Origin of the sequence: Kitasatospora sp. NPDC058184, assembly GCF_042883725.1 — a bacterium.
Lineage (GTDB): Bacteria > Actinomycetota > Actinomycetes > Streptomycetales > Streptomycetaceae > Kitasatospora.
This window is the reverse complement of record NZ_JBHVVE010000021.1, coordinates 112,590-134,941: the sequence shown is the minus strand read 5'-3', so window position 1 is coordinate 134,941 and position 22,352 is coordinate 112,590. Positions and strand designations below refer to the sequence as shown.

18 protein-coding genes are annotated in these 22,352 nt (G+C 74.3%); 13 read left to right on the top strand and 5 right to left on the bottom strand.

Annotated features, from left to right (window positions below):
- Positions 1 to 33: 33 nt before the first annotated feature.
- The 3 genes from ACFVXH_RS31785 to ACFVXH_RS31775 form a co-directional block, all read right to left on the bottom strand.
- Positions 34 to 843, bottom strand: coding sequence for an aminoglycoside N(3)-acetyltransferase (locus ACFVXH_RS31785; RefSeq protein WP_375874903.1), 810 nt, complete (start codon positions 841 to 843; stop codon positions 34 to 36).
- 98 nt (positions 844 to 941) lie between these two features.
- On the bottom strand, positions 942 to 2,063 hold the full coding sequence (locus ACFVXH_RS31780) for an alkene reductase (RefSeq protein WP_074005201.1): 1,122 nt from the start codon (positions 2,061 to 2,063) through the stop codon (positions 942 to 944).
- A gap of 34 nt (positions 2,064 to 2,097) precedes the next feature.
- The gene (locus ACFVXH_RS31775; protein ID WP_387829350.1) at positions 2,098 to 3,465 is read right to left on the bottom strand and encodes a condensation domain-containing protein; all 1,368 of its coding nucleotides are present in this window, start codon (positions 3,463 to 3,465) and stop codon (positions 2,098 to 2,100) included.
- A gap of 252 nt (positions 3,466 to 3,717) precedes the next feature.
- On the opposite strand from ACFVXH_RS31775, the gene ACFVXH_RS31770 reads away from it, so the two are divergent.
- The 3 genes from ACFVXH_RS31770 (at position 3,718) to ACFVXH_RS31760 (ending at position 8,965) form a co-directional block, all read left to right on the top strand.
- A complete protein-coding gene (locus ACFVXH_RS31770) occupies positions 3,718 to 5,022 on the top strand; it encodes an MFS transporter (RefSeq protein WP_387829348.1) in 1,305 nt (434 codons plus the stop codon).
- 140 nt (positions 5,023 to 5,162) lie between these two features.
- Positions 5,163 to 6,341, top strand: coding sequence for a serine hydrolase domain-containing protein (locus ACFVXH_RS31765; RefSeq protein WP_387829346.1), 1,179 nt, complete (start codon positions 5,163 to 5,165; stop codon positions 6,339 to 6,341).
- 164 nt (positions 6,342 to 6,505) lie between these two features.
- Positions 6,506 to 8,965 carry a penicillin acylase family protein gene (locus ACFVXH_RS31760; RefSeq protein WP_387829344.1) on the top strand — a complete coding sequence of 820 codons (2,460 nt, stop codon included), beginning with the start codon at positions 6,506 to 6,508 and terminating at the stop codon, positions 8,963 to 8,965.
- Between the two features lie 75 nt (positions 8,966 to 9,040).
- On the opposite strand, the gene ACFVXH_RS31755 is transcribed toward ACFVXH_RS31760, so the two are convergent.
- Together ACFVXH_RS31755 and ACFVXH_RS31750 are read right to left on the bottom strand one after the other, a co-directional pair.
- Positions 9,041 to 10,330 (bottom strand): cytochrome P450, encoded by a 1,290-nt coding sequence (locus ACFVXH_RS31755; protein ID WP_107086561.1) that lies wholly within the window; start codon positions 10,328 to 10,330, stop codon positions 9,041 to 9,043.
- A gap of 26 nt (positions 10,331 to 10,356) precedes the next feature.
- Positions 10,357 to 11,712, bottom strand: a complete 1,356-nt coding sequence (locus tag ACFVXH_RS31750; protein WP_049656521.1) for a glutamine synthetase family protein — start codon at positions 11,710 to 11,712, stop codon at positions 10,357 to 10,359.
- A gap of 423 nt (positions 11,713 to 12,135) precedes the next feature.
- Between ACFVXH_RS31750 and ACFVXH_RS31745 the strand changes: the two genes are divergently transcribed.
- The 10 genes from ACFVXH_RS31745 to ACFVXH_RS31700 all read left to right on the top strand — a co-directional run bounded on the left by ACFVXH_RS31745 (position 12,136) and on the right by ACFVXH_RS31700 (position 22,349).
- Complete coding sequence (locus ACFVXH_RS31745) at positions 12,136 to 12,324, top strand: ferredoxin (protein WP_049656520.1); 189 nt, start codon at positions 12,136 to 12,138, stop codon at positions 12,322 to 12,324.
- An 84-nt stretch (positions 12,325 to 12,408) separates the two neighbouring features.
- Positions 12,409 to 13,686, top strand: a complete 1,278-nt coding sequence (locus tag ACFVXH_RS31740) for an NAD(P)/FAD-dependent oxidoreductase (protein WP_387829372.1) — start codon at positions 12,409 to 12,411, stop codon at positions 13,684 to 13,686.
- A 10-nt stretch (positions 13,687 to 13,696) separates the two neighbouring features.
- Positions 13,697 to 14,503: an acetoacetate decarboxylase family protein gene (locus ACFVXH_RS31735; RefSeq protein ID WP_049650716.1), complete on the top strand. Its 807-nt coding sequence runs from the start codon at positions 13,697 to 13,699 to the stop codon at positions 14,501 to 14,503.
- Between the two features lie 52 nt (positions 14,504 to 14,555).
- The gene (locus ACFVXH_RS31730) at positions 14,556 to 16,019 is read left to right on the top strand and encodes an aldehyde dehydrogenase (protein WP_387829341.1); all 1,464 of its coding nucleotides are present in this window, start codon (positions 14,556 to 14,558) and stop codon (positions 16,017 to 16,019) included.
- Positions 16,012 to 16,950, top strand: a complete 939-nt coding sequence (locus ACFVXH_RS31725; RefSeq protein ID WP_387829339.1) for a 3,4-dihydroxyphenylacetate 2,3-dioxygenase — start codon at positions 16,012 to 16,014, stop codon at positions 16,948 to 16,950. Before ACFVXH_RS31730 ends, ACFVXH_RS31725 begins: the two co-directional genes overlap by 8 nt.
- A gap of 12 nt (positions 16,951 to 16,962) precedes the next feature.
- Positions 16,963 to 17,808, top strand: a complete 846-nt coding sequence (locus ACFVXH_RS31720; RefSeq protein ID WP_387829337.1) for a fumarylacetoacetate hydrolase family protein — start codon at positions 16,963 to 16,965, stop codon at positions 17,806 to 17,808.
- A 27-nt stretch (positions 17,809 to 17,835) separates the two neighbouring features.
- Positions 17,836 to 18,453 (top strand): TetR/AcrR family transcriptional regulator, encoded by a 618-nt coding sequence (locus tag ACFVXH_RS31715; protein ID WP_049650720.1) that lies wholly within the window; start codon positions 17,836 to 17,838, stop codon positions 18,451 to 18,453.
- A gap of 140 nt (positions 18,454 to 18,593) precedes the next feature.
- Entirely contained in the window at positions 18,594 to 20,042 is a 1,449-nt protein-coding gene (locus ACFVXH_RS31710) for an APC family permease (RefSeq protein WP_387829334.1), read from the top strand.
- 88 nt (positions 20,043 to 20,130) lie between these two features.
- On the top strand, positions 20,131 to 21,618 hold the full coding sequence (locus tag ACFVXH_RS31705; RefSeq protein WP_117486938.1) for an aldehyde dehydrogenase: 1,488 nt from the start codon (positions 20,131 to 20,133) through the stop codon (positions 21,616 to 21,618).
- The gene (locus ACFVXH_RS31700; RefSeq protein ID WP_387829332.1) at positions 21,615 to 22,349 is read left to right on the top strand and encodes a gamma-glutamyl-gamma-aminobutyrate hydrolase family protein; all 735 of its coding nucleotides are present in this window, start codon (positions 21,615 to 21,617) and stop codon (positions 22,347 to 22,349) included. Before ACFVXH_RS31705 ends, ACFVXH_RS31700 begins: the two co-directional genes overlap by 4 nt.
- Positions 22,350 to 22,352 lie beyond the last annotated feature (3 nt).

Genomic DNA, 22,352 nt, shown 5'->3' with positions numbered 1-22,352 from the left:
TTCCGCGCGCGCTGTGGGGACCGTCGGCCCGGCCTATGCCTCCCCGGGGCCGTCCGCCGCCAGCAGTTCGGTGAGGCGGCGGACGGCGAAGGGTATGAGTTCGCGGACCGGGACCAGGCGGCAGGGCGCGGCGCCGACCAGGACCTCGCGGATGCCCGCCAGCTCCTCGAACTCCCGCCCCACGACCGGGAAGTGGGTGTCGTTGTCGTCCCCCACGTCCGGTGCCTCGATCCAGACCCGCTCGCCCTGGATCGCCATCGGGAAGCGGCGGAGCTTGAGCCGGCGGTTGGGGGCGAAGGTCTCGGCGTAGTGCAGGAAGGTGTTGCGGTTGTGGCCGACGCCGACCAGCAGCACGTGCCCGCCGAGGTCGTGCAGCGCGCCGAACGGCGACTCCCGGCCGACGGCGAAGCCGAGCGAGCGCCGGGCGGTGACCTCCCGGGCGTGCGCGCCGACGGCGGCGACCGAGACCTGCGGGTGGGTGCTGCGCAGGCTCTCCGGCAGGGCGCGCAGCGCCTCCGCGACCGCGCCCGTGTCGCACGGCAGCCCGGCGTGGAACAGCGGGACGGCGGCCCGGAGTTCGGCCAGCTCGGGGCCGGGCGGGCCGCTGTGCCCGGGGGCCGGGTCGTGGACCGTGCCGGAGGTGAAGGCGGGCACGGCGACGGTGCCGCCGGGCCCGACCGCCTCACGCAGGCCGGCCACCACGGCCGCCGCGCCGCCCTCGACCCGGCCGAGGCTGGAGAGCGAGGAGTGCACGATCAGCGCCATGCCCTCACGGACGCCCACCCGGTGCCAGCCCTCCACGAGGTCGGCGGTGGTGAGCGGGCGGGTGCCCGGTGTGGTCATGGTGCCCCCTGGTGACGGCGGTGCTGTTGGTACTGGATGGTTCGGGGCCGACCATAGCGGGTGGCACTGACAGTGGGTCAGGACGGGGGTGCCCTGGGTCAGGTCGTGGTCGGCCGGACGGCGGGGTGGCCGGCCGGGAGGCGGGGGTAGTCGGTGTAGCCGGTGGCCTCCTGGCCGTAGAGGTGGGTGGGGTCGACGGGGGTGAGCGGGGCGTTCGCGGCGAACCGTTCCGGCAGGTCGGGGTTGGCGATGAAGGCGCGGCCGTAGGAGACCAGGTCGGCCAGGCCGGCGGCCAGCACGGCCTCGCCGCGCTCGCGGTCGGTGGCGGCGCGGTTCTCGCCGACGTTGCCGATCAGCGGGCCGGACCAGCGCGGGCGCAGGTCGGCCAGGGCCGGGTAGTCGTCGTTGTCGGTGAGGTGGAGGTAGGCCAGGCCGAGGCCGTCGAGTTCGGCGAGCAGGGCGCGGTAGACGGGGGCGGGGTCGGCCTCGTCCATGCCGAACTGCGGGTTGCCGGGGGACAGCCGCAGGCCGAGGCGGTCGGGGCCGATGGCCTCGGCGACGGCGGTGACCAGTTCGATCGGGAAGCGCAGCCGGTCGGCGAGGGTGCGGGGGCCGTACTCGTCGGTGCGCAGGTTGGTGTTGTCGGCCAGGAACTGGTGGATCAGGTAGGAGTTGGCGCCGTGCAGTTCGACGGCGTCGAAGCCGGCGGCGAGGGCCAGGCGGGCGGAGTCGACGTGGTCGGCGACGGTGCGGCGGATCTCCTCGCGGGTCATGGCGCGCGGGGTGACGGCCTCGGCCTTGCCACCGTCCTTGACGTGCACCGGGCCCGGGGCCGGGACGGCGGAGGGGCCGGCCGGGACGTCGCCGAGCAGCCGGTTGAGCGGGTGGCCCTGGCGGCCGCCGTGCATCAGCTGGGCGGCGATCCGCCCGCCGGCGGCGTGCACGGCCCCGGTCACGGCGCGCCAGCCGGCGGCGTGCGCGGGCGTCTCGAGGCCGGGCAGGCGCCAGCCGGACTGGCCCTGCCGGCTGGGCCAGATGCCCTCGGTGACGATCAGGCCGGCGCTCGCGCGCTGGGCGTAGTACTCGGCGACGACGGGCAGCGGCGTGCCGTCCTCGGCGGCCCGGTAGCGCGTCATCGGGGCCATGACGACGCGGTTCGGCAGGTCGAGCGCGCCGAGGCGGTACGGGGTGAGCAGGGATGCGGTGGCGGTCGTGGTCATGCCGGTACGGTAGAACTTGACATCAGTGTCAGGTTCAAGCGCCGACGGCCGCTCCGTCCGCCGGCGCGGCCGCCTCGGTGAGGATCAACTCCTCGATCCCGTACAGGAACCGCTCCATCGCGGGGCGTGGCAGCAGGGCCGGGTCGGCCGTCATGGCCAGGCTCAGCGCCTCGGCGGACTGCAGGGCGTCCAGGGCGTAGGTCAGGCCGGGGCGCGGCTCGAAGTCCACCGGCCAGCTGAGGGTGGTGTGCTCCTCGCCGGGGGCGGCCGGGGCCGGGAGCAGCTCCCGGGTGTCGTTGAACACGCAGGAGCGGTCGGCCAGTTGGACCCCCTCGGCGGTCAGTCGGTCGATCTCGGCGGCCAGGGCCAGCCTGTCGTAGTACGCGTGGCGGTAGGTGCCGATCGCCGCGGCGTGGGTACGGCGCACGACCTCGCCGAACTCGGCGGTGGCGTCCGGGAGATGGAACAGGCCGTCGCCCGCGATCACGCCGACCGCGTTGGCCAGCTCCGGCAGGAAGCGGTTGTTGACCACGACGTTCAGCACGGCCTCGGTGGAGCCGGCGAGCCGGGCGGTCATCGCGGCCGTCGCGGCGAGCAGCACCGAGCCCGTGCTGACCCGGTGCCGGGCCGCGACCCGCTCGACGGCCCGGGGCAGGGCGGGGGAGCGGAGCACCGCGTTCGGGAACCGGGCGGGCTCTGCGGTGGTCGGCGGGAGGGGGTGGGACGGGAAGAGTCGGGGCGGGCCGAGCCGGAGCTTGCGCACGAACTGCTTGCGGGCCCCCGCGTCGCGCCGCCGGCCGCGTTCGGATGTCTGGAACTCGGCTTCCTCCAGCGGCTGTTGGGATGGTTCGCGCAGCTCGGCCAGCTCCTCGGGGGAGCTGCCGAGGCAGAGCGCGGACAGGTCGGCGACCAGCCGGCTCATCCCGGAGCCGTCCACCGCGGTGTGCGAGAGCACCAGGCTGATGTGCCGGACCAGCCCGCCCGCCGTCACCGCGCCGACCCGCACCGGCCACTGGGTGGCGGTGTCGAAGAGCTGTGCCGCCAGCTCCTCGTGCAGCCGGGTGCCGAGTTCGGCCGGGTCCTCGTGCTCCCCGGCGGGCCACAGGTGGACGTCCAGGGCGCCTTCGCCGTCCACGAGTTGGCGGAGGCCGCCGGCCTCGTCGGGGAGCAGCCGGGTGTGCAGCGAGTCGTGCAGGTGCAGCAGCCGCTCCAGCGCGGCGAGCAGGACGGGCAGGGGCAGCCCCGGGTCCAGCGGCGCGGCGGTGGCGATGTTGTAGCGCGGCGCGTCGGCCGGCGGCAGCCGTCGTACGGCGTCCCAGATGGCCCGTTGGCCCCAGGTGGCCGGTCCGGCCCCGGTCCGTCCGGACGAGAAGGCGAGCTCCAGCAGTTGGCGAGTGGTCACCGATCGGCTCTCCGTAGTGCGGTGGTCGTGGCGTCGTGGCGTCGTGGCGTCGTGCCGGTGCGTTGGGAGCGCGGGTGCTGCTGGGGAGAGTGTGGCGCACCGCCCGCCGCGCGTCGAGGGTCGTGCGGCCGTCCGCGCCCGGCGGCCGTCGGGGGTTTCGGGGCTTCCAAAAGTCTCTTGATGTGAAGTATCTTGATGTCGAGATTGATGCCGATCGCGCGACTCGCGCCACGCACACGACGGGGGCCTGCCATGCGGGGGAACGGACTGATAGCGCAGCTGCGGCGGCCGCCGGGCGGGCGGGACGCGCGGATCATGCTGCTGGCGCAGTGCGTCGACCGGACCGGCACGGGGGTGTGGGCAGCGGCCTCGGTGCTCTACTTCACCTACGTCTGCGGGATGGACGCGCGGCAGCTGGGACTGCTGCTCGGGGTCGGGGCGGTGGCGGGGATCGCCGGCTCCCCGCTGGCCGGGCGGGCGGCCGAACGGGTGCCGGTGCGGTGGCTGCTGATCGGCTGCCACCTGCTGCGGCTCGGGGCGATGGGGCTGCTGCTGGTGGTCGACGACTTCGCCGCGCTGCTGCCCGTGGTGGCCCTGATCTGCCTGGCCGAGCGGGCCGCCAAGACCCTGGAGATGCTGTTCGCGACCAGGGTGGCGGGCGAGCGGCGGGCCACCTACCAGGCGCTGTTCCGCAGCGTGGCCAACGCCGGGTACGCGCTCGGCGCGGGTGTCGCGGCGATCGGGCTGGCGGTCGGGACCACCGCCGCCTACCGGGTGCTGATCCTGGCCAACGGGCTGTCCTACGTGCTGGCGGCCGTGCTGGTCTGGCGCACCCGGGAGCCGTCCGGGCGCGGTCTGGTCGCGGCGAAGGCCGGGGAGGCGCCCGCCGGGGCGGCGGCCGCCGCGCCCAGCCCCTGGCGCGACCGCGGCTACCTGCGGTTCGTCCTGCTGGACATGCCGCTGAACCTGGACGACTCGGTCCTCAACGTCGGGCTGCCGCTCTGGCTGGTCCACCACACCGGCGCGCCGCACGCCGTCGTCCCGGTCTTCCTGGTGCTCAACACGGTGCTCGTGGTGCTGCTGCAACTGCGGGTCTCCGCCTGGGCGGAGGGCGCGCTCGGGGCGGCCGCGGCGGTCCGCTGGTACGGGGTGACGGTGCTGGGGGGCTGCCTGTTGATCGCGCTCGCCACCGGCGCCGGGCCGGTCCTGGCCTCGGTCGCGCTGCTGGCCGCGGCGATGCTGATCACGCTGGCGGAACTGCTCCGCTCGGTGAGCTCCTGGGAGCTGGCGGTCGTGCTGGCCCCGCCGGGCGCCCAGGCCTCGTACCTCGGGGTCGCCGGGATGTCCCAGTCGGTGCAGAAGTCGGTCGGGCCGCTGCTGCTGACCGGGGTGGTGATGGCGGCCGGGCCGGTCGGCTGGCTCGGGCTCGGCGCGGCGACCGTCGGCCTCGGCGCGCTCCAGCGCCGGGCCAGCCTGCGGCGGCTGGCGGCGCTGGGCGGGGCGGCCGACGGTGCGGGGGCCGAATCGGCGCGGCCGGTCACGGCCTCGGTGGGCTGAGCCGGTACGGAGTCGGTGCGGGGGAGTCCCGGGGGAGTCCCGGGACGGCGCTGGGGGGCGACTGGGGGACATCCCCCATTCCTCCCCCAAGTAGCGGAGCACCACGGCCCGTTCGGACCGGAACCGGTTAGCGTGCGGCCATGACTTCGATCATGGGTTCGACCCTGCGCAGGCACCTCGTCGTGGCGGCCGGCGTCACCGTGCTGCTCGCCGCCAACGCGGCCACCGCCGTCGCCCGCCCGGCCGGTCCGTCCGTCGCCGAGCAGTTGCGCCGGGACGCCGCGATGATCCACGACCTCGGCATCAGCGGCGTGCAGGCCCGGGTGATCGGGCCCGACGGCCGCCAGGCGGTCGCCACCAGCGGCACCGCCGACGTCACCACCGGCCGCCCGGTCTCCCCCGACGGCTACTTCCGGATGGCCAGCACGGCCAAGACGATGGTCGCGACCGTGGTCCTCCAACTGGAGGCCGAGGGACGGCTGTCACTGGACGACACGCTCGACCACTGGCTGCCGGAGGTGGTACGGGCCAAGGGCGGAGCCGGCGGCGGGACCACCGTCCGCGAACTGCTCCAGCACCAGGGCGGCATCGTGGACCACCTGCCCGGATACGACTCGAAGGACGGGTACGAGCGGGAGCGCTACAAGGTCTACCAGCCCGAAGACCTGGTGGCCGGGGCGGAGTTCGGCACCGACAAGAGCTGGAGGTACTCCAACGTCGGCTACCTCCTGCTCGACATGGTCGTCGAGCGGGCCACCGGCCGCCCCGCCCACCGGGAGGTCGAGGACCGCATCCTGCGCCCGCTCGGCCTCGACCGGACCCGGCTGATGGGCACCTCGCCCACCCTGCCCCGGCCGCACGCCCAGGCCTACCAGCTCTTCCCCGAACCCGACGGCCGGGTGGACGTCACCGAGCAGGTGCCGATGGACCAGGGGCTCTCCTGGGCCACCACCACACGGGACGAGAACGTCCTCCTCCGCGCACTGCTCGCGGGCCGGCTGCTGCCGGCGCGGCAACTGGCAGAGATGCGGCGGACGGTGCCCGTGGACGACCAGACCTCGGAGATGTGGCACGGCGGCGAGTACGGGCTCGGCCTGGTCAAGCGCTCGCTGACCTGCGGCGGGACCTACTGGGGCCACGACGGCGGGGACGGCGGCTTCATCACCCTCAACGGCGTCACCGAGGACGGGAAGCGCAGCGCCGTGGTCTCCATGTCCGAGGCGCTCGGCGACAGTTGGGACCACATCAAGGCCCAGGAGGACGCGGCCTCGAAGCTGATCGACCACGCCCTGTGCGCCGGGAGCCCCCGCGCCAGCTGAGCGGGCGTCGGACTCTGTGATCGACGACCGCATCGTCCGAGGGGAGGGTCGTGCGGGTAGGGAACGTCTCCTCCCCGGGGTGTACGCGGATAGGTCGTAGGGTCGAGGGCAGGTCGTCCCGAGGGGCGATGACCGGCGGGTGCCGGCGGCCACAGGGTGAGGCCATGACGGAAGTGAAGAACATGAAGGAACGTCAGTTCCCATCGAAAATAAGGCGGTTCACCTCGGGCGCGCTAGCGGTCGGGCTGACGTCCGCGCTGCTGACGGCCCTGGTGCCCGCCGTGGCCCAGGCCGCCGGCACCGACCTCGGGGCCGGCCCCGACGCCGACCGGGGCGGCTGGACCGCGAAGATCAGCCGGACCGAGTACGGCGTCCCGCACGTCCTCGCCCGTGACTTCGGCGGCCTCGGCTACGGCTACGGGTACGCCTTCGCCCAGGACAACCTCTGCCAGCTCGCCGACCAGGTGCTCACCGTGCGCGGCGAGCGCTCGCGCCACCTCGGCCCGGACGGCGAGTCCGTGGACCGGGTGAGCAACCTGGTGAGCGACACCTACCAGCAGGGCCTGCTGCGCGCCGGGACGGTGCGGCGGCTGCAGGCCGCCCCCGCGCCGCTCGGCCCGACCGACGAGGTGCGGCAGCTGGTGGACGGCTACGTCGCCGGGTACAACCGCTACCTGCGCGACACCGGCCCCGACCACCTGCCGGACCCGTCCTGCCGGGGGAAGGCCTGGGTCGGGCCGATCACCGCGGACGACCTGTGGAACATCCTCTACTCCGCCAACACCCTGGCGGGCAGCGGCGCCGCCAAGCAGCAGATCGCCACGGCCGTCCCCGCGGCCTCGACCGGGCCCGCGTCCGGCGCGTCGCGCGCCGAAGCCGCCGGACCCGCGGCGGACGCACCCCGGATCGCCGCCCCCGGCCACTCCGCCGACAACCCCGAACTCGGCAGCAACGCCTGGGCGATCGGGCGCGACGCCAGCCGCGACGGCACCGGCCTGCTGCTGGCCAACCCGCACCTCCAGTGGGCCGGCGAGCAGCGCTTCTACCAGGCCCAGCTGACCATCCCCGGCGTCCTGGACGTCGCCGGCGCCGGACTGTACGGCATCCCGTTCCTCCAGATCGGCCACACCCGCGGCCTCGCCTGGAGCCACACCACCAGCTACGCCGACCACTACACCCTCCACCGGCTCAGCCTGGTGCCCGGCGACCCGACCGCGTACCTGGTGGACGGCAAGGCCGAGCGGATGGCCCAGGAGACCGTCAAGGTCACCGTCCGGGCCGCCGACGGGACGCTCTCCACCGTCGACCGGAGCCTCTACCGCTCCCGCCACGGCTACGTCCTCGCCGACGGCTGGACCGGGGAGCACGCCTACACCCTCGGCGACGCCAACGCCGAGAACCTCCGCTCCCTGAACCAGTGGCTGGCGGTCGGCCGCGCCCAGAACCTCGATCAGCTCCGCCAGGCCCAGCGCACCTACCAGGGCCTCCCGTGGGTGTACACCACGGCCGTCGACTCCACCGGCACCACCTGGTTCACCGACGCCTCCGCCGTCCCGAACCTCCCCGACGCCCAGCGCGACCGCTGCCTGGTCGCGGGCGGCGGCTTCGGACAGGTGCTGGACGGCTCGACCGCCGCCTGCGACCCGGGCACCGACCCGGACGCGCTCGTGCCCGGCGTCTTCGGCCCCGCCAACCAGCCGGGCCTGACCCGTACCGACTACGTCGCCAACTCCAACAACGGCCCGTACCTGACCAACGCGGAGGCCCCGCTCACCGGCTTTCCCGCCATGTACCAGGGCGCCTCCGCGCGGATGCTGCGCAGCCAGCTGGGCCTGCGGATGATCGCCGACCGCCGGGCCGGCACCGACGGCCTCGGCGCCCCCGGGTTCACCCTCGGCTCGCTCCAGGCGACGATGTTCGGCAACCGGGTGCAGAGCGCCGAACTCGACCGCGACGACGCCGTGGCGCTGTGCCGCGCCCACCCGGAGATCGCCGCCTCCGACGGCAGCCGGGTCGACGTCCGCCCGGCCTGCGACGCGCTCGCCGCCTGGAACACCCGGGCCGACGCCGACAGCCGGGGCACCGTGCTCTGGCAGGCGTACCGGGACGCGCTGGCGGGGACCGGCACGACCGCCTGGCAGACGGTCCCGGCCGACCCGGCCCGGCCGCTGACCACCCCGCGCGGCATCGACGCCGCCAACCCCGACGCCCAGCGCGCCCTGGCCGACGCGGTGAAGGGCCTGGCCGCCCGCGGCCTGCCGGTGGACGCCCCGATCGGCCTCGTCCAGCGCTGGGCGGGCATCCCGCTGCACGGCTGCTCCCACCAGCTGGGCTGCTTCAACGTGCTGACGGCGGGGCCGGATTCGGGCACCGGCGGCGGCACCTACCCGACGAACCTCGGCAGTGTCCCGCACGGCGGCACCTTCCTGATGGCCACCGAGCTGACCGACCGGGGTCCGCGCACCAGGACGCTGCTCACCTACGGCGAGTCCGCCGACCCGACCTCGCCGCACTTCACCGACCAGACCCGCGTCTACGCCCGCAAGCAGTGGGTGACCGAGCGCTTCACCGAGGCCGAGATCCGCTCCGCGCCGGGCCTCGGCGTCACCGTCCTGCGGCGCTGACGCGCCGTCGCACGGGCCTCCGGGCCGCCGCCGTTCCCGGAACGGCGGCGGCCCGTCCGACCTCGTGCGGCGGGGTCAGGCGAGGGTGACCTCGACCGGGAGCCGCTTGATGCCGTTGACGAAGTTGGAGCGCACCCGCGGGACGTCCCCGGCGAGTTCGATGCCCGCCAGCCGCGGGATCAGCTCCTCGAACATGATGCGGATCTCGGTGCGCGCGAGCAGGTTGCCCAGGCACAGGTGGGGGCTGCCCTTGCCGAAGGTGACGTGGTCGTTGTCGCGGCGGGTCACGTCGAAGTCGTACGGATTGCCGAAGACCTCCTCGTCGCGGTTGCCGGAGGCGAACCACATCACGACCTTCTCGCCCTCCCTGATCCGCCTGCCGCCGAGTTCGACGTCGCGGGTGGCCGTGCGGCGGAAGTGGTAGACGGGGGAGGCCCAGCGCAGGAACTCCTCCACCGCGCCGGGGATGAGGGACGGGTCCTCCCGGAGGCGGGCGAGCTGCTCGGGGTGCTGGAGGAGGGCCAGCATGGAGTGGCTGATGGTGTGCCGGGTGGTCTCGTTGCCGGCGACGACCAGCAGCAGGAAGTAGTTGTCGAAGTCCTGCGGCGAGAGCGGCACCCCGTCGCGGGGGGTCTCGTTGACCAGCCTGGAGACCAGGTCGGTGCCGGCGCCGCCGCGCCGCTGCCGGGCGAGTTCGCGGCCGTAGGCGAAGACCTCCAGCGAGGCGGGCGAACGGAACGGCAGGTCGCGGTACTTCTCGCTCTCCGCGCTGTGCAGCAGGACGTCGGCGTAGTCCGGGTCGGTGTTGCCGATGATCCGGTTGCCCCAGTCGATGAGCTGCTGGTTGTCCTCCGGGGGCACGTCCAGGAGGCGGGCGAGGACGTTGATCGGGAAGTCGGCGGAGACCTCCTTGACGAAGTCGAAGCGGCCCTTGGCCAGGGCGGCGTCCAGCGTGGTGGCGGTCAGGCCGCGCAGGAAGTCGGCGTAGCTGTTGATGACGCCCGCGCCGAACTGGCGCTGGAGGATGCTGCGCAGGGCGCGGTGGCGGACCCCGTCCAGCTCCAGGATGGAGGCGCGCTTCTTGATCTGGTCGTCGTCGACCTCCTCCAGGTTCACGAACCTCGTCGAGGTGAAGGTCTCGGCGTCCCGGTCGACGCGGGCGATGTCGGCGTGCCGGGTGACCGCCCAGAAGCCGGAGTTGGGCGCCTCCTCCGGCTGCCAGTGCACCGGGTCCTGGTGGCGCAGGGTGTGGAACATCCGCCACGGGGTGACGCCGTCGGTGAAGTTGTCGAGGTCGGCCAGGTCCACCTGGTCGAGGGGCAGCGGTTCGTCGATGGCGCCGGAGGCGGGCGGCGTGGACGGCACGGTGGTCACGGTTGGTCTCCTCGGTCTCACAGGTGGTACGCGTACTCGGTGAACTCCCAGTCGGTGACGTGCCGTTGGAAGCGGGCGACCTCGTCGCGCTTGTACGAGAGGTAGGCGTCGACGAAGTCCCGGCCGAGCACCCCGGTCAGGGCCGGGTCCGCCTCCAGGGCGTCGAGCGCCTCGGGCAGGGACGTCGGCAGCAGTGCGGACCTGGCGCGGTCGTAGCCGTAGCCCTCCAGCGGGGCGGCGGGCTCCTCGCCGGCGAGGACGCCCAGCAGGGCCGCCGCGACGGTCCCCGCGATCAGCAGGTAGGGGTTGGCGCTCGCGTCCCCCAGCCGCAGTTCGAAGCGGCTGCCGGAGCCGCGCTCCGGCGGGATCCGGACCATGGCGCTGCGGTTGTCCAGCCCCCAGTCGATCAGCCAGGGGGCGAGGGTGTCGGGGCCGAAGCGCTTGTAGGAGTTGACCGTCGGGTTGGCCAGCGCCGCGAGCGCCGGGGCGTGGGCGAGGACGCCGGCCACCGCGTGGCGCGCGGTCGCGCTGAGCCCGTACGGCGCGGCCGGGTCCGCGAAGACGTTGCCGCCCGCGCCGTCCACGCAGGACAGGTGGAGGTGGAAGCCGGAACCGCCGGCGCCCTGGAAGGGCTTGGCCATGAAGGTGGCCAACCGGCCTTCCTTGCGGGCGAGTTCCTTGACCGCGGACTTGAAGCGGAAGGCGCGGTCGGCGGCCGCCATGGCGTCGGAGTGGTTGAGGTTGATCTCGAACTGGGAGCCGTCGAACTCGTGGTTGCCGTTGGTGATGCCGATGCCGAGGTCGCGCAGCAGGCGCAGGGTGCGCAGCAGGTGGTTGTCGGCGTCCGCGCGCAGCCCCGCCGTGTAGACCACGCCGGCGGCCTCGCTGTAGCGGCGCCAGCCCTGCGGCGTCCCGGGCGCGGCGTCGCACAGGAAGTACTCCAACTCCGGCCCCACGACCGGGTGCAGGCCGTGCTCCCGGCACCGGTCGACGACCGTGCGCAGCAGGTCGCGGGGGGACTCCGGGGCGGGCCGTCCGGTGGCCGGGTCGGTGACGTCGCCGAGGCAGCTGGCGACTCCGGGCTCCCAGGGCAGGGCGGCCAGGGTGTCGAGGTCGGGGCGCACGCAGATGTCGGGCAGGCCGGCGTCCAGGCCGCCGGGGACGGGGACCACGTCGCCCTGGGGGCTGGTGTGGTAGACGGCGCGGCAGAAGGCGAGGCCGTGTTCGCAGGCCGAGGGCAGGTGGTCCAGCAGGACGTCCCGGGCCCGTTCGGTGCCGATGAGGTCGGGATAGGTCACCCGGACCACGTCGATGCCCTGGGCGGCCAGCCGCTCCAGGTGGTGGCGGACGGGCGGGATGTCGGATGCGCTCACCGGTGTCTCCTCTGGGGGAAGTGGGGCGCCTCCCCGCGTTCACGGCGTCGGGAGGGCCAGGGCGCACGGCAGTGGCGGGGTGGGGGAGGGGGCGCGGCGGCTTCGGGCTGCGGGGTGGGGCAGGACACGCTCGCTCGCTGGTGGCAAACGGTAGGGACGCCGGTCGCTCTCCCGCAAGGGGTCTGCCCCAGAAATTTATCCATCCGGATAGCTCTTGACCAGAGGCCGGCTGCTTCCTATGTTATTTGACATCAAACGTTTTGGCGGTCGCTCGTCACCGCCTTCCTCGGCGGCCATCGCCCCCTGCCTCCGGCGTCCGCCGCCCCCTCGGCCGTGATCCGGCCCCCGCGGCCCCACGCCCCCCGCGATCCCCCCGTTCCCTCCCTTTCCCGCGACGCTCCCCCACCACCAGGAGGACCGGCCATGAAGGTCGTCGTCGACATGAACAAGTGCCAGGACCACGGCCAGTGCGTCTTCGCCGCCCCCGACGTCTTCCGCTTCGACGAGGACGGACACCTCGCGTACGTCGCCCACCCCGACGAGGGCCTGCGCGCCGACGTCGAGGAGGCCGCCGACGTCTGCCCGCTCCAGGCCATCCGGATCGAGGACTGAGCCGTGACCGCACCCACCGCCGGGGCCGGCGTACCCACTGCCGGGGCCGGCACGCCGACCGCCGGGGCCGGCGCACCCGTCCTCGTGGCCGGCGCCTCCATGGCCGGGCTGCGCGCCGCCGAACAGCTGCGCGCCGCGGGCTGGGACGGGCCGATCACCCTCGTCGGGGACGAGCCCCACATGCCCTACAACCGGCCCCCGCTGTCCAAAGAAGTCCTGGCGGGCACGGCCTCCTTCGACTCGCTCGCCCTCCGGCCCCGGGCCGGCGTCTCCGACGTGCACTGGCGACTGGGCACCGCGGTCGTCCGGGCCGACCTCGACCGGCGGACCGTCGAACTCGACGGCGGCGAGACCCTGCCCTACCGCGCCCTCGTCGTGGCCACCGGCATGCGCGCCCGGCGGCTGCGCTGCCCCGGCCCCGCCACCGGGCGGCACACCGTCCGGACCCAGGCCGACGCCCGGGGGCTGCGCGAGGCGCTGACCCGGCCCGGCGCGCGGGTGGTCGTGGTCGGAGCCGGCTTCATCGGCTGCGAGGTGGCCGCCACCGCCGTCGCCCTCGGCGCCGCCGAGGTCACCGTGGTCGACCCGCAGCCGCTGCCCATGGTCGGCCCGCTGGGCGAACTGCTCGCCGGGTCGCTGCTCGGCCGCCACCGGCGGCGGGGCGTCCGCTTCGCCCTCGGCACCGGGGTGACCGGCTTCCGGGGCGAGGAGCGGGTCACCGGGGTGGTGCTGGCGGACGGCCGGGTGCTGGCCGCGGACGTGGTGGTGGAGTCGGTCGGCTCGGTGGCCAACACCGAGTGGCTCGAAGGCAACGGCCTGGACCTCTCCGACGGCGTGCGCACGGACGAGCACCTGCGGGCCGGCGGGCGGCCGGAGGTGGTCGCCGTCGGTGACGTCGCCCGCTTCCCCAACGCCCGGTACGACGGTGTCCCGCGCCGCGTCGAGCACTGGTCCATCCCCACCGACACGGCCAAGCACGCCGCCAGGGTGCTCGCCGCCCACCTCACCGGCGCCGACCACGGTCTCGCGCCGTTCGCCCCGCTGCCGACCTTCTGGAGCGACCAGCACGACTTCCGGCTGCAGTCCTTCGGCGCCCCCGGCCTCGGCCGGGACGACGCGCGCGTCCTGGCCGGCGACCTCGACGGCGACCCCGACGGGGACGTCCTGGTCGGCTACCACCGGGCCGGCCGCCTGGTCGGCGTCGTCGCCCTCGGCGGGCGGGGCGCCGCGGCGGCCGCCGCCCGCTACCGCGCCGAGCTGCTGCGGCGGCCGGACGTCGAGCAGCCGGCCGTAGCGCAGCAGGCCGTAGAGCAGCCGGCTGTAGAGCAGCCCGCTCTCCCACACCCCGCTCCCACCGCGTAAGGAACCCCAAGTGGCCAGTGTCCGTGGATACTTCCACCCCAAGACGGCGACCGGCGACTCGTCGCTGATCCCCCCGCCGCCGTGGCGCTACTCCGGCGACCTGCTCACCGTCGAGTACCGCACCGACCCGGCCCGGGTGCGCGAGCTGCTGCCCGAGCCGCTGGAACTCGCCGACGAGGACCCGGGCGCCGTCGCGCTGATCTGGGCCGACTGGCAGTCCTGCTCCGACTCCGGACGGGAGCTGCTCGACCCGGTGCGCGCCCAGTACAAGGAGGCGTTCGCCGTCGTCCGCTGCGCGTACCGGGGGCGGACGTACAGCCGCTGCGCGCACATCTGGGTCGACAAGGACTTCGCGATCGCCCGGGGGCTGCACCAGGGCTACCCGAAGAAGCTCGGCTCCATCCACCAGACCCGGCCGCACCCGTACGGGCCCGCGCCGCGGATCGAGGCCGGTGCCCGGTTCGGCGCGACCCTCGCCGCCGCGGACCGGCGCCTGGCCCAGGCCGTCGTCACGCTGCGCGAGCCGTCGGAGAGCAACGGCTTCGTCAACGGCCACCCGATGCTCCACCACCGCTGGCTGCCCTCCATCGAGAAGGGCAAGGGCCTCGCCCTGGACGAGCTGGTCGAGTCCGGCGCCGCCTCCTTCGAGGCCGGGCAGCCCTGGGTGGGCGACGCCGAACTGGAGCTGTTCGAGGCACCCACCGAGGAGCTGGCCCGGCTGGAGGTCCGCGAGCCGATCGCCGCCTACTACCGGCAGGTCGGCGTGGTGTGGGACGGCGGCCGGCTGCTGGAGTCCGGCACCTCCGGCGCCGAGTGACCCCCCGCCGCACCGCCCACGAGGATCCCGGAGACACGAGGAAGCGCAGGACATGAGCGAACACACCACCACCGTCGCCGGGGTCGCCGTCGACACCCGGCACTGGATCGGCGGCGAACGCGTCGCCTCCGCCGGCACCTTCACCGACGTCTCGCCCGTCGACGGCGCCGTCCTCGGCGAGATCGCCCGGGGCACCGCGACGGAGGCCGCCGCCGCGGTCGCCGCCGCCAAGGCCGCCTTCCCCGCCTGGGCGGCCACCCCGCGCGAGGAGCGGGCCCGCCTCCTGCACGCCGTCGCCGACGGCGTGGAGCGCCGGCTGGAGGAGCTGGCCGTCGTGGAGACGGCCGACAACGGCGCCCTGCTGCGCTCGCACCGCCGGGGCGTCATGCCCCGGGTCGCCCACAACTTCCGCTTCTTCGCCGACTGGCTGCTGCGGCTCGGCCACGAGGACTTCGACACCCGCGGCCACACCAACCACGTCAGCTGGGACCCGGCCGGCCCCTGCGTGCTGATCACCCCCTGGAACGCCCCGCTGATGTTGGCCACCTGGAAGGTCGCCCCGGCCCTCGCGGCCGGGAACACGGTCGTCCTCAAGCCCGCCGAGTGGTCGCCGCTGACGGCCTCGCTGCTCGCCGCGATCGCCGCCGAGGCGGGGCTGCCGGCCGGTGTCCTCAACGTGGTGCAGGGGTACGGCTCCGAGATCGGCGACGCCCTCACCTCGCACCCGGACGCGCGCCGGATCAGCTTCACCGGGTCCGTGCCGACCGCCCGGCGGATCGCCGCGTCGGCCGCCGCCAACCTCACCCCGCTCAGCCTCGAACTGGGCGGCAAGTCCCCGCTGCTGGTCTTCGCCGACGCCGACCTGGACCTCGCCGTCGACCTCGCGGTGGAGCAGTACGACAACGCCGGCCAGGTCTGCCTGGCCGCCACCCGCCTCCTCGTCGAGGAGACGGTCGCCGAGGAGTTCACCCGGCGCTTCGTCGAGCGGGCCGCACGCCTCGTACAGGGCGACCCGCGGGACGAGGCGACCGACATCGGCCCCACCGTCCACCCCCGCCAGCTGGAGAAGATCGACGGCTTCGTCCGGCGGGCCGTCGCGGCCGGCGCCCGCACCGTGATCGGCGGCCGGCCCCGGGACGGCCGGTACTACGCGCCGACCCTGCTCACCGATGTCGCCCAGGACGCGGAGATCGTCCAGGAGGAGGTCTTCGGCCCCGTCCTGACCCTCCAGACCTTCGGCACCGAGGAGGAGGCCGTCCGGCTGGCCAACGACACCCGCTTCGGCCTGGCGGCCACCGTGGCCACCGGCGACCCGGAGCGCGCCCGCCGGGTCACCGCGCGGCTGGTCGCGGGCACCGTCTGGGTCAACTGCTTCTTCGTCCGGGACCTCCAGGCCCCGTTCGGCGGCTCCCGCCACTCCGGCGTCGGCCGCGAGGGCGGCACCTGGAGCTTCGACTTCTACTGCGACGTCAAGAACACCGTCACCTCGCCGAAGGGGTGGACCAGCCATGGGTGAGATCGTCGGGGCCGGCCTGCTGGCCCACGTGCCCACCATCGTGCTGCCCGAGGAGACCAGGCGCCGACTGAACGACGGCCGGGAGATCACCCTCGTCACCGGCCTGCGGCAGCTGCGCGAGGAGGTCTTCGAGCGCGCGGACTACGACACCGTCGTCGTCCTGGACTCCCACTGGGCGACCACCGTCGAGTTCGTGGTCACCGCCCAGCAGCGCCGGGCCGGGCTGTTCACCTCCGAGGAGCTGCCGCGCGGCATGTGCCGGATGCCGTACGACTTCCCCGGGGACCCCGAACTCGCCCACGCCATCGCCTCGTTCGCCGACCGGCACGGCACCTGGATCACCCCGGTCGACGACGCGTACCTGCCGATCTACTACGCCACCGTCAACCTGTGGAAGTTCCTCGGCGAGGGCCTGCCGGACAAGCGCTGGGTGACCATCGGCGTCTGCCAGACCGGCGACGCCGAGGACCACCTGCGGCTGGGCCGCGCCCTGGCCGACGGCATCGCCGCCACCCCGGGCCGGCGGGTGCTGCTGATCGCCTCCGGGGCCCTGTCCCACACCTTCTGGCCGCTGCGCGAGCTGCGCGACCACGAGTCCGGCGACCCGGCGCACATCTTCACCCCCGAGGCCCGGGCGGCCGACCGGGAACGGATCGCCTGGTTCAAGGAGGGCCGCCACGACCGGGTCCTCGACACCATGGACGAGTTCCGGCGTTACCGGCCCGAGGCCGGGTTCTCCCACTACCTGATGATGGCCGGCGCCCTCGGCGAGCGGGCCTGCACCGCGACGGCGCGCCAGTACGGGGAGTACGAGAACGCGATCGGCACCGGCCAGGCCCACCTCTGGTTCGACCGCCCGCAGGGCGGCTGGACGGGCACCGGCCCGTCCGCCGCCTCGGCCGGCCCGCGCAACCCCCACAGCCTCCGCTAGAAAGGCCCCGCCATGCCCGAGTACCGCCGCATCCTGCTCGACGGCGCCGCCGTCCAGACCGTGCGCGAGGGCGACGACCTGGTGGCCGGCGACGGCCGGCGCGTCGCGGCCGAGGACGCCCACCACCTGCCGCCCGTCGTCCCCTCCAAGGTGATCGCCGTCCACCTCAACCACCGCAGCCGGGTGGAGGAGTTCCGGATCGGCCTGCCCGACAGCCCCACCTACTTCCACAAGCCGACCTCGGCGCTCAACTCCCACCGGGGCGCGGTCGTCCGCCCCGAGGGCTGCAAGTGGCTCAACTACGAGGGCGAGGTCGCCATCGTGATCGGCCGCACCGCGCGCAACGTCTCCCCGGCCGAGGCGGGGGAGTACATCGCCGGGTACACCGTGGCCAACGACTACGGCCTGCACGACTTCCGGGACACCGACGCCGGCTCCATGCTCCGGGTCAAGGGCTCCGACACCCTGTGCCCGCTCGGCCCCGGGCTGGTCACCGACTGGGACTTCCACGGCAAGCGGCTGCGGACCTACGTCAACGGCGAGGTCGTCCAGGACGGCTCCACCGACGAGATGACCTGGGACATGCACTACCTCGTCGCCGACATCGCCCGCACCATCACCCTGTACCCCGGCGACGTGCTGCTGTCCGGCACCCCGGCCAACTCCCGGCCGGTGGTGCCCGGGGACCTCGTCGAGGTGGAGGTGGAGGGCCTCGGCCGGCTCGCCAACCGCATCGTCGCCGGGCCGACCCCGGTGCGCACCGACGTGGGGGCGCAGCCGACGGAGTCGGAGGAGGTGCTGTCCACCGCCCTGGGCGGGGACTGGGAGTTCCGCGGCATCCGGCCGCCGAAGCGCTGACCGGTGCGCGCCGGTAGGGTCGATCACATGACCGATCCCGTCAAGCCCACCACCGTCGAGCGCGGCCCCCGCAAGCGCGTGACGAACTACGGGACGGGACGGACGGCCCTGCTGGACGCCGCCGTGCGCGTGGTGGCCCGGGGCGGTCTGCGCAAGCTCACCTACCGGGCCGTCGCCCAGGAGGCCGGTGTCACCCACGGGCTCGTCGTGCACTACTTCGGTACGCGGGACGCGCTGATCGAGGAGGCGCTGACCCACGCCATCCGCTCCTCGCTGAGCGTCAGCGCGCTCGGCGTCGGCACCGGCCCCGCGGCCGACTTCGCCACCGGTCTCGTGGAGATGGTCGAGTCCGGTCCCGAGGTGCAGGCCTTCCAGTACGAGCTGCTGCTGGAGGCCCGCCGCCGGCCGGAGCTGCTGCCGCACCTGCGCGGCCTCTACGAGGAGTACTTCGAGGCCAGCCGGAGCGAGTTGGGCCGGATCCTGCCCGGCCCGGTGAGCCGCGGCATGTCCCGGCTGGTCTTCGCCGCGCTGGAGGGCCTGGTGCTGCACCAGCTGGTCTTCGGTGAGCGGGAGGCCACCGAGGAGGCGCTGGCGGAGCTCAGGGGCCTGCTGGCCGGGCTGGCCGAGGAGCCCGACGGGCGCTGACGCCGCGCCCTACCACCCCCTTTTTCCTGCTTCCCGACCCCTTGTCAAACGCATGGCGCCGCCCCACGATGAGGCAACTCGTTTGACCTGAAACGACCTTCTCCGGACCTTCCCCCACTTCGACCTGGCAGGTGATCCGTGTGGACAGTCGGACGACGTCCTCCGAACGGACCGAGTGGGACGCCCCCACCGCGGCCACGCTCAAACCCAACGCCCTGGGTGTCCTGGGCATCCTCTTCTTCGTCCTCTCCGGCCAGGCCCCGCTGACGGGCATCGCCGGCGCCGCCCCGATCTCGGTCGCCCTCGGCAACGGCTCCGGCACCCCCGCGGCCTACGTGGTGGCCGGGGCGGTGATCCTGCTCTTCTCCGTCGGGTTCATCGCCATGGGCCGGCACGTCGTGGACGCCGGAGCCTTCTACACGTACATCGGCACCGGCCTCGGCCGGGCCGCCGGCGCGGGCAGCGCGAGCGTCGCCCTGTTCGCCTACTGCGTCATCCAGGCGGCGATGTACGGCCTGTACGGCTCGATCGTCAGCGGGCTCGTCTCCGACCACACCCCGCTCCACCTCCCGTGGTGGGTCTACACCCTGGTCACCATGGCCGTGGTGCAGGCCCTCGGCGCCCTGGGCATCGAGATGGGCGCCCGGGTGCTGGCCGCGTTCGTCCTCGCCGAGTTCAGCATCCTGCTGGTCTTCGGCGTGGTCACCCTGGTCAAGGGCGGCGGGCCGGAAGGGCTCGGGGTGGCCGAGAGCTTCTCCCCGTCGGCCGCCCTCCAGGGCGCGCCGGGCGTCGCCGTGATGTTCGCCCTGGCCTCGATGTTCGGCTTCGAGGCCACCGCCATCTACGGCGAGGAGGCGAAGGAGCCCAAGAAGACCGTACCGAGGGCGACCTACCTCTCGGTGACCGTGGTCACCGTCTTCTTCGCCCTCACCTCGTGGATGCTGATCTCCGCGTACGGCGCCGCCAAGGCCCCCGCGGCGGCCGCCAAGGCGGTGGCCGCCGGGGACTCCGCCGGGTTCGTCTTCGCCCCCGTCGCCGACCTGTTCGGCGGCTGGATCGGCGGAGTCCTGCCGGTCCTGCTCGCCACCTCGCTGTTCGCCGGCGTCCTGACCTTCCACAACTCCGCCAGCCGGTACCTGTTCTGCCTCGGCCGGGACCGGCAGCTGCCCGCACCGCTGTGCCGGCTGAACCGGCGGCACGCCCCGGCGGTCGCGGGCCGGGTGCAGACCGCCATCGCCGTCCTCCTGGTCGTGCCCTTCGCGCTGGCCGGCAAGGACCCGGTGCTCACCCTCTTCTCCTGGTTCAGCGGACTCGCCGTCCTGGCGATGATGCTGCTCTACCTGCTCACCTCGGTGTCCGTCGTGGTGTACTTCCGCCGCCGACGGGTCGACACCAGGCTGTGGAACACCGTGATCGCCCCCGTGCTGGGCGCGCTCGGCATCGCCGGTGCCATCTGGCTCATCCTGGCCAACTTCACCACCCTGATCGGGGGCGAGGCGGGCACCGCGCTGTGGCTCGTCCTGTCCGTGCCGGTCGTCATGGCGCTCGGCGTGGCCAACCAGCGCATCCGGCGCCGACGCACCGGCTGACGCGCCCCCAGCTGACGCTTTCCCCGGCGCGCGCCCGCAGGCAGGGCGCGCGCCACCCACCCCGCACCCACGTGCTCCGGAGGACCCGATGACCCTCGCCACCCACGACGACTGGCTGCGCCGGGCCGAGGCGCTGGAACCGGCCGTCACGCACCTGATCGACGGCGCCGACGAACCCGGCGACGGCGCGTTCCCCGTGGTGTCGCCCCGCGACGGCCGGGTGCTGGCCGAGGCCGCCGACGCCGGCCCGGCCGAGGTCGACGCGGCCGTCGCCGCCGCCCGCCGCGCCTTCGACCACGGCCCCTGGCCGCGGCTCTCCCCGGCCGACCGCGGACGGATCCTGCTGAGGTTCGCCGACCTCCTGGAGGAGCGGCGGACCGAACTGGCGCTCACCATCAGTCTGGAGATGGGCAAACCGGTCACCGACGCCCACGACATCGAACTGCGGGCCGTCATCACCACCTTCCGCTGGTACGGCGGGCTCGCCGACAAGCTCACCGACGAGTCCCCGCACACCGCGCCTGACGCCCTCGCCCTCGTCACCCGGGAGCCCGCCGGGGTCGTCGGCGCGGTCGTCCCGTGGAACTTCCCGCTCACCCTGGCCGGCTGGAAGATCGCCCCGGCCCTGGCCGCCGGCTGCACGGTCGTTCTCAAGCCCTCGGAGCACTCCCCGCTGTCCGCCCTGCTGCTCGGACGGATCGGCCTCGCGGCCGGGCTGCCGCCGGGCGTGCTCAACGTCGTGGCCGGCGACGGACCGGTGGCCGGCCGCGCCCTCGGCCTCCACCCCGACGTGGACGTCCTCGCCTTCACCGGCTCCACCGCCGTCGGCCGCCACTTCCTGCGCTACTCCGCCGACTCCAACCTCAAGCGGGTCTGGCTGGAGCTGGGCGGCAAGTCGCCCAACATCGTCCTGCCCGACGCCCCCGACCTGGAGCGGGCCGCGGCCACCGCCGCCTGGGGCATCTTCTTCAACCAGGGCGAGATGTGCACCGCGCCCTCCCGGCTGCTGGTCCACCGCTCCGTCGCCGAGCAGGTCACCGAGGCCGTCGTGGCGCGCGCCCGCGCCCTGCGGGTGGGCGACCCCCTCGACCCGGCCACCGAGATGGGCGCCCTGGTCGGCGAGCACCACCTCGACCGGGTGCTCGGCCACGTCCGCACCGCCCTCGACGACGGCGCCCGCCTGCGCACGGGCGGCGGGCGCACCCTGACCGGCACCGGCGGCTCCTACCTCGAACCGACCGTCTTCGACCGGGTCGCCCCCGACAGCAGGCTGGCCCGCGAGGAGGTCTTCGGCCCGGTGCTCTCCGTCCTCGCCTTCGACGACCTCGACGAGGCCGTCGCCCTCGCCAACGCCACCGAGTACGGCCTCGCGGCCGGCCTGTGGACCTCCGACCTGTCCACCGCCCACCGGGTCTCCCGCGCCCTCAGGGCCGGTACGGTCTGGGTCAACTGCTACGAGGAGGGCGACCTCACCGTGCCCTTCGGCGGCATGAAGCAGTCCGGCAACGGACGCGACAAGTCCGCCCACGCGCTGGAGAAGTACACCGAACTCAAGACCACCTGGATCCAGCTGTGATCCGTCGCCCGCCCACGGCCCGTCGCCCGCTGATCGCGGTGCCGGCCCGCTTCGCCGCCACCACCTCCGCGCTGCGGTACGCCGCGGAGGTCAACGCCCGCGCGCTGGTCGAGGCCGTCTGGCGGGCCGGCGGCGAGCCCGCCACCCTGCACCCGCACGCGCCCGGCGGCACCGCCGACCCCGAGGAGGTCGCCGCCCGGCTCTCCCGCTTCGACGCGCTGCTGCTCCCCGGCGGCGGCGACCTGGCACCCCACCGCTACGGGGCGCCCGACGCCCACGAGGCCGTCTACGACGTGGACGAGGAGCAGGACGCGTTCGACCTGGAACTCGCCCGGCGGGCCCTCGCGAGCGGACTGCCGCTGCTGGCCGTCTGCCGCGGACTCCAGGTGGTCAACACGGTGCTGGGCGGCACCCTGCACCAGGACATGGGCGGCCCCGGACGGGACCACCGCCACCTGCGGCACCCCGTCCCGCTCGCGCCCGGCTCCGCGCTGGCCCGGATCACCGGCGCCGGGGAGGTCCGGGTGTCCTGCTACCACCACCAGCACGTGGACCGCCTCGGGGAGGGCCTGGCCGTCACCGCCCGGGCCGCCGACGGGACCGTCGAAGCCGTCGAACTCCCCGACTACGAGGGCTGGTTCGCCGCCGTGCAGTGGCACCCCGAGGACACCGCCCACGAGGACCCGGCCCAGCAGCGCCTCTTCGACGCCCTGGTGCGGGCCGCCGACTGAGTC

What these genes read in the sequence shown, in the direction of transcription:
- ACFVXH_RS31785 (WP_375874903.1), bottom strand. Translation starts at nt 843, where the DNA reads ATGACCACACCGGGCACCCGCCCGCTCACCACCGCCGACCTCGTGGAG.
- ACFVXH_RS31780 (WP_074005201.1), bottom strand. Translation starts at nt 2,063, where the DNA reads ATGACCACGACCGCCACCGCATCCCTGCTCACCCCGTACCGCCTCGGC.
- ACFVXH_RS31770 (WP_387829348.1), top strand. Translation starts at nt 3,718, where the DNA reads ATGCGGGGGAACGGACTGATAGCGCAGCTGCGGCGGCCGCCGGGCGGG.
- ACFVXH_RS31765 (WP_387829346.1), top strand. Translation starts at nt 5,163, where the DNA reads ATGACTTCGATCATGGGTTCGACCCTGCGCAGGCACCTCGTCGTGGCG.
- ACFVXH_RS31760 (WP_387829344.1), top strand. Translation starts at nt 6,506, where the DNA reads ATGACGGAAGTGAAGAACATGAAGGAACGTCAGTTCCCATCGAAAATA.
- ACFVXH_RS31745 (WP_049656520.1), top strand. Translation starts at nt 12,136, where the DNA reads ATGAAGGTCGTCGTCGACATGAACAAGTGCCAGGACCACGGCCAGTGC.
- ACFVXH_RS31730 (WP_387829341.1), top strand. Translation starts at nt 14,556, where the DNA reads ATGAGCGAACACACCACCACCGTCGCCGGGGTCGCCGTCGACACCCGG.
- ACFVXH_RS31725 (WP_387829339.1), top strand. Translation starts at nt 16,012, where the DNA reads ATGGGTGAGATCGTCGGGGCCGGCCTGCTGGCCCACGTGCCCACCATC.
- ACFVXH_RS31720 (WP_387829337.1), top strand. Translation starts at nt 16,963, where the DNA reads ATGCCCGAGTACCGCCGCATCCTGCTCGACGGCGCCGCCGTCCAGACC.
- ACFVXH_RS31715 (WP_049650720.1), top strand. Translation starts at nt 17,836, where the DNA reads ATGACCGATCCCGTCAAGCCCACCACCGTCGAGCGCGGCCCCCGCAAG.
- ACFVXH_RS31705 (WP_117486938.1), top strand. Translation starts at nt 20,131, where the DNA reads ATGACCCTCGCCACCCACGACGACTGGCTGCGCCGGGCCGAGGCGCTG.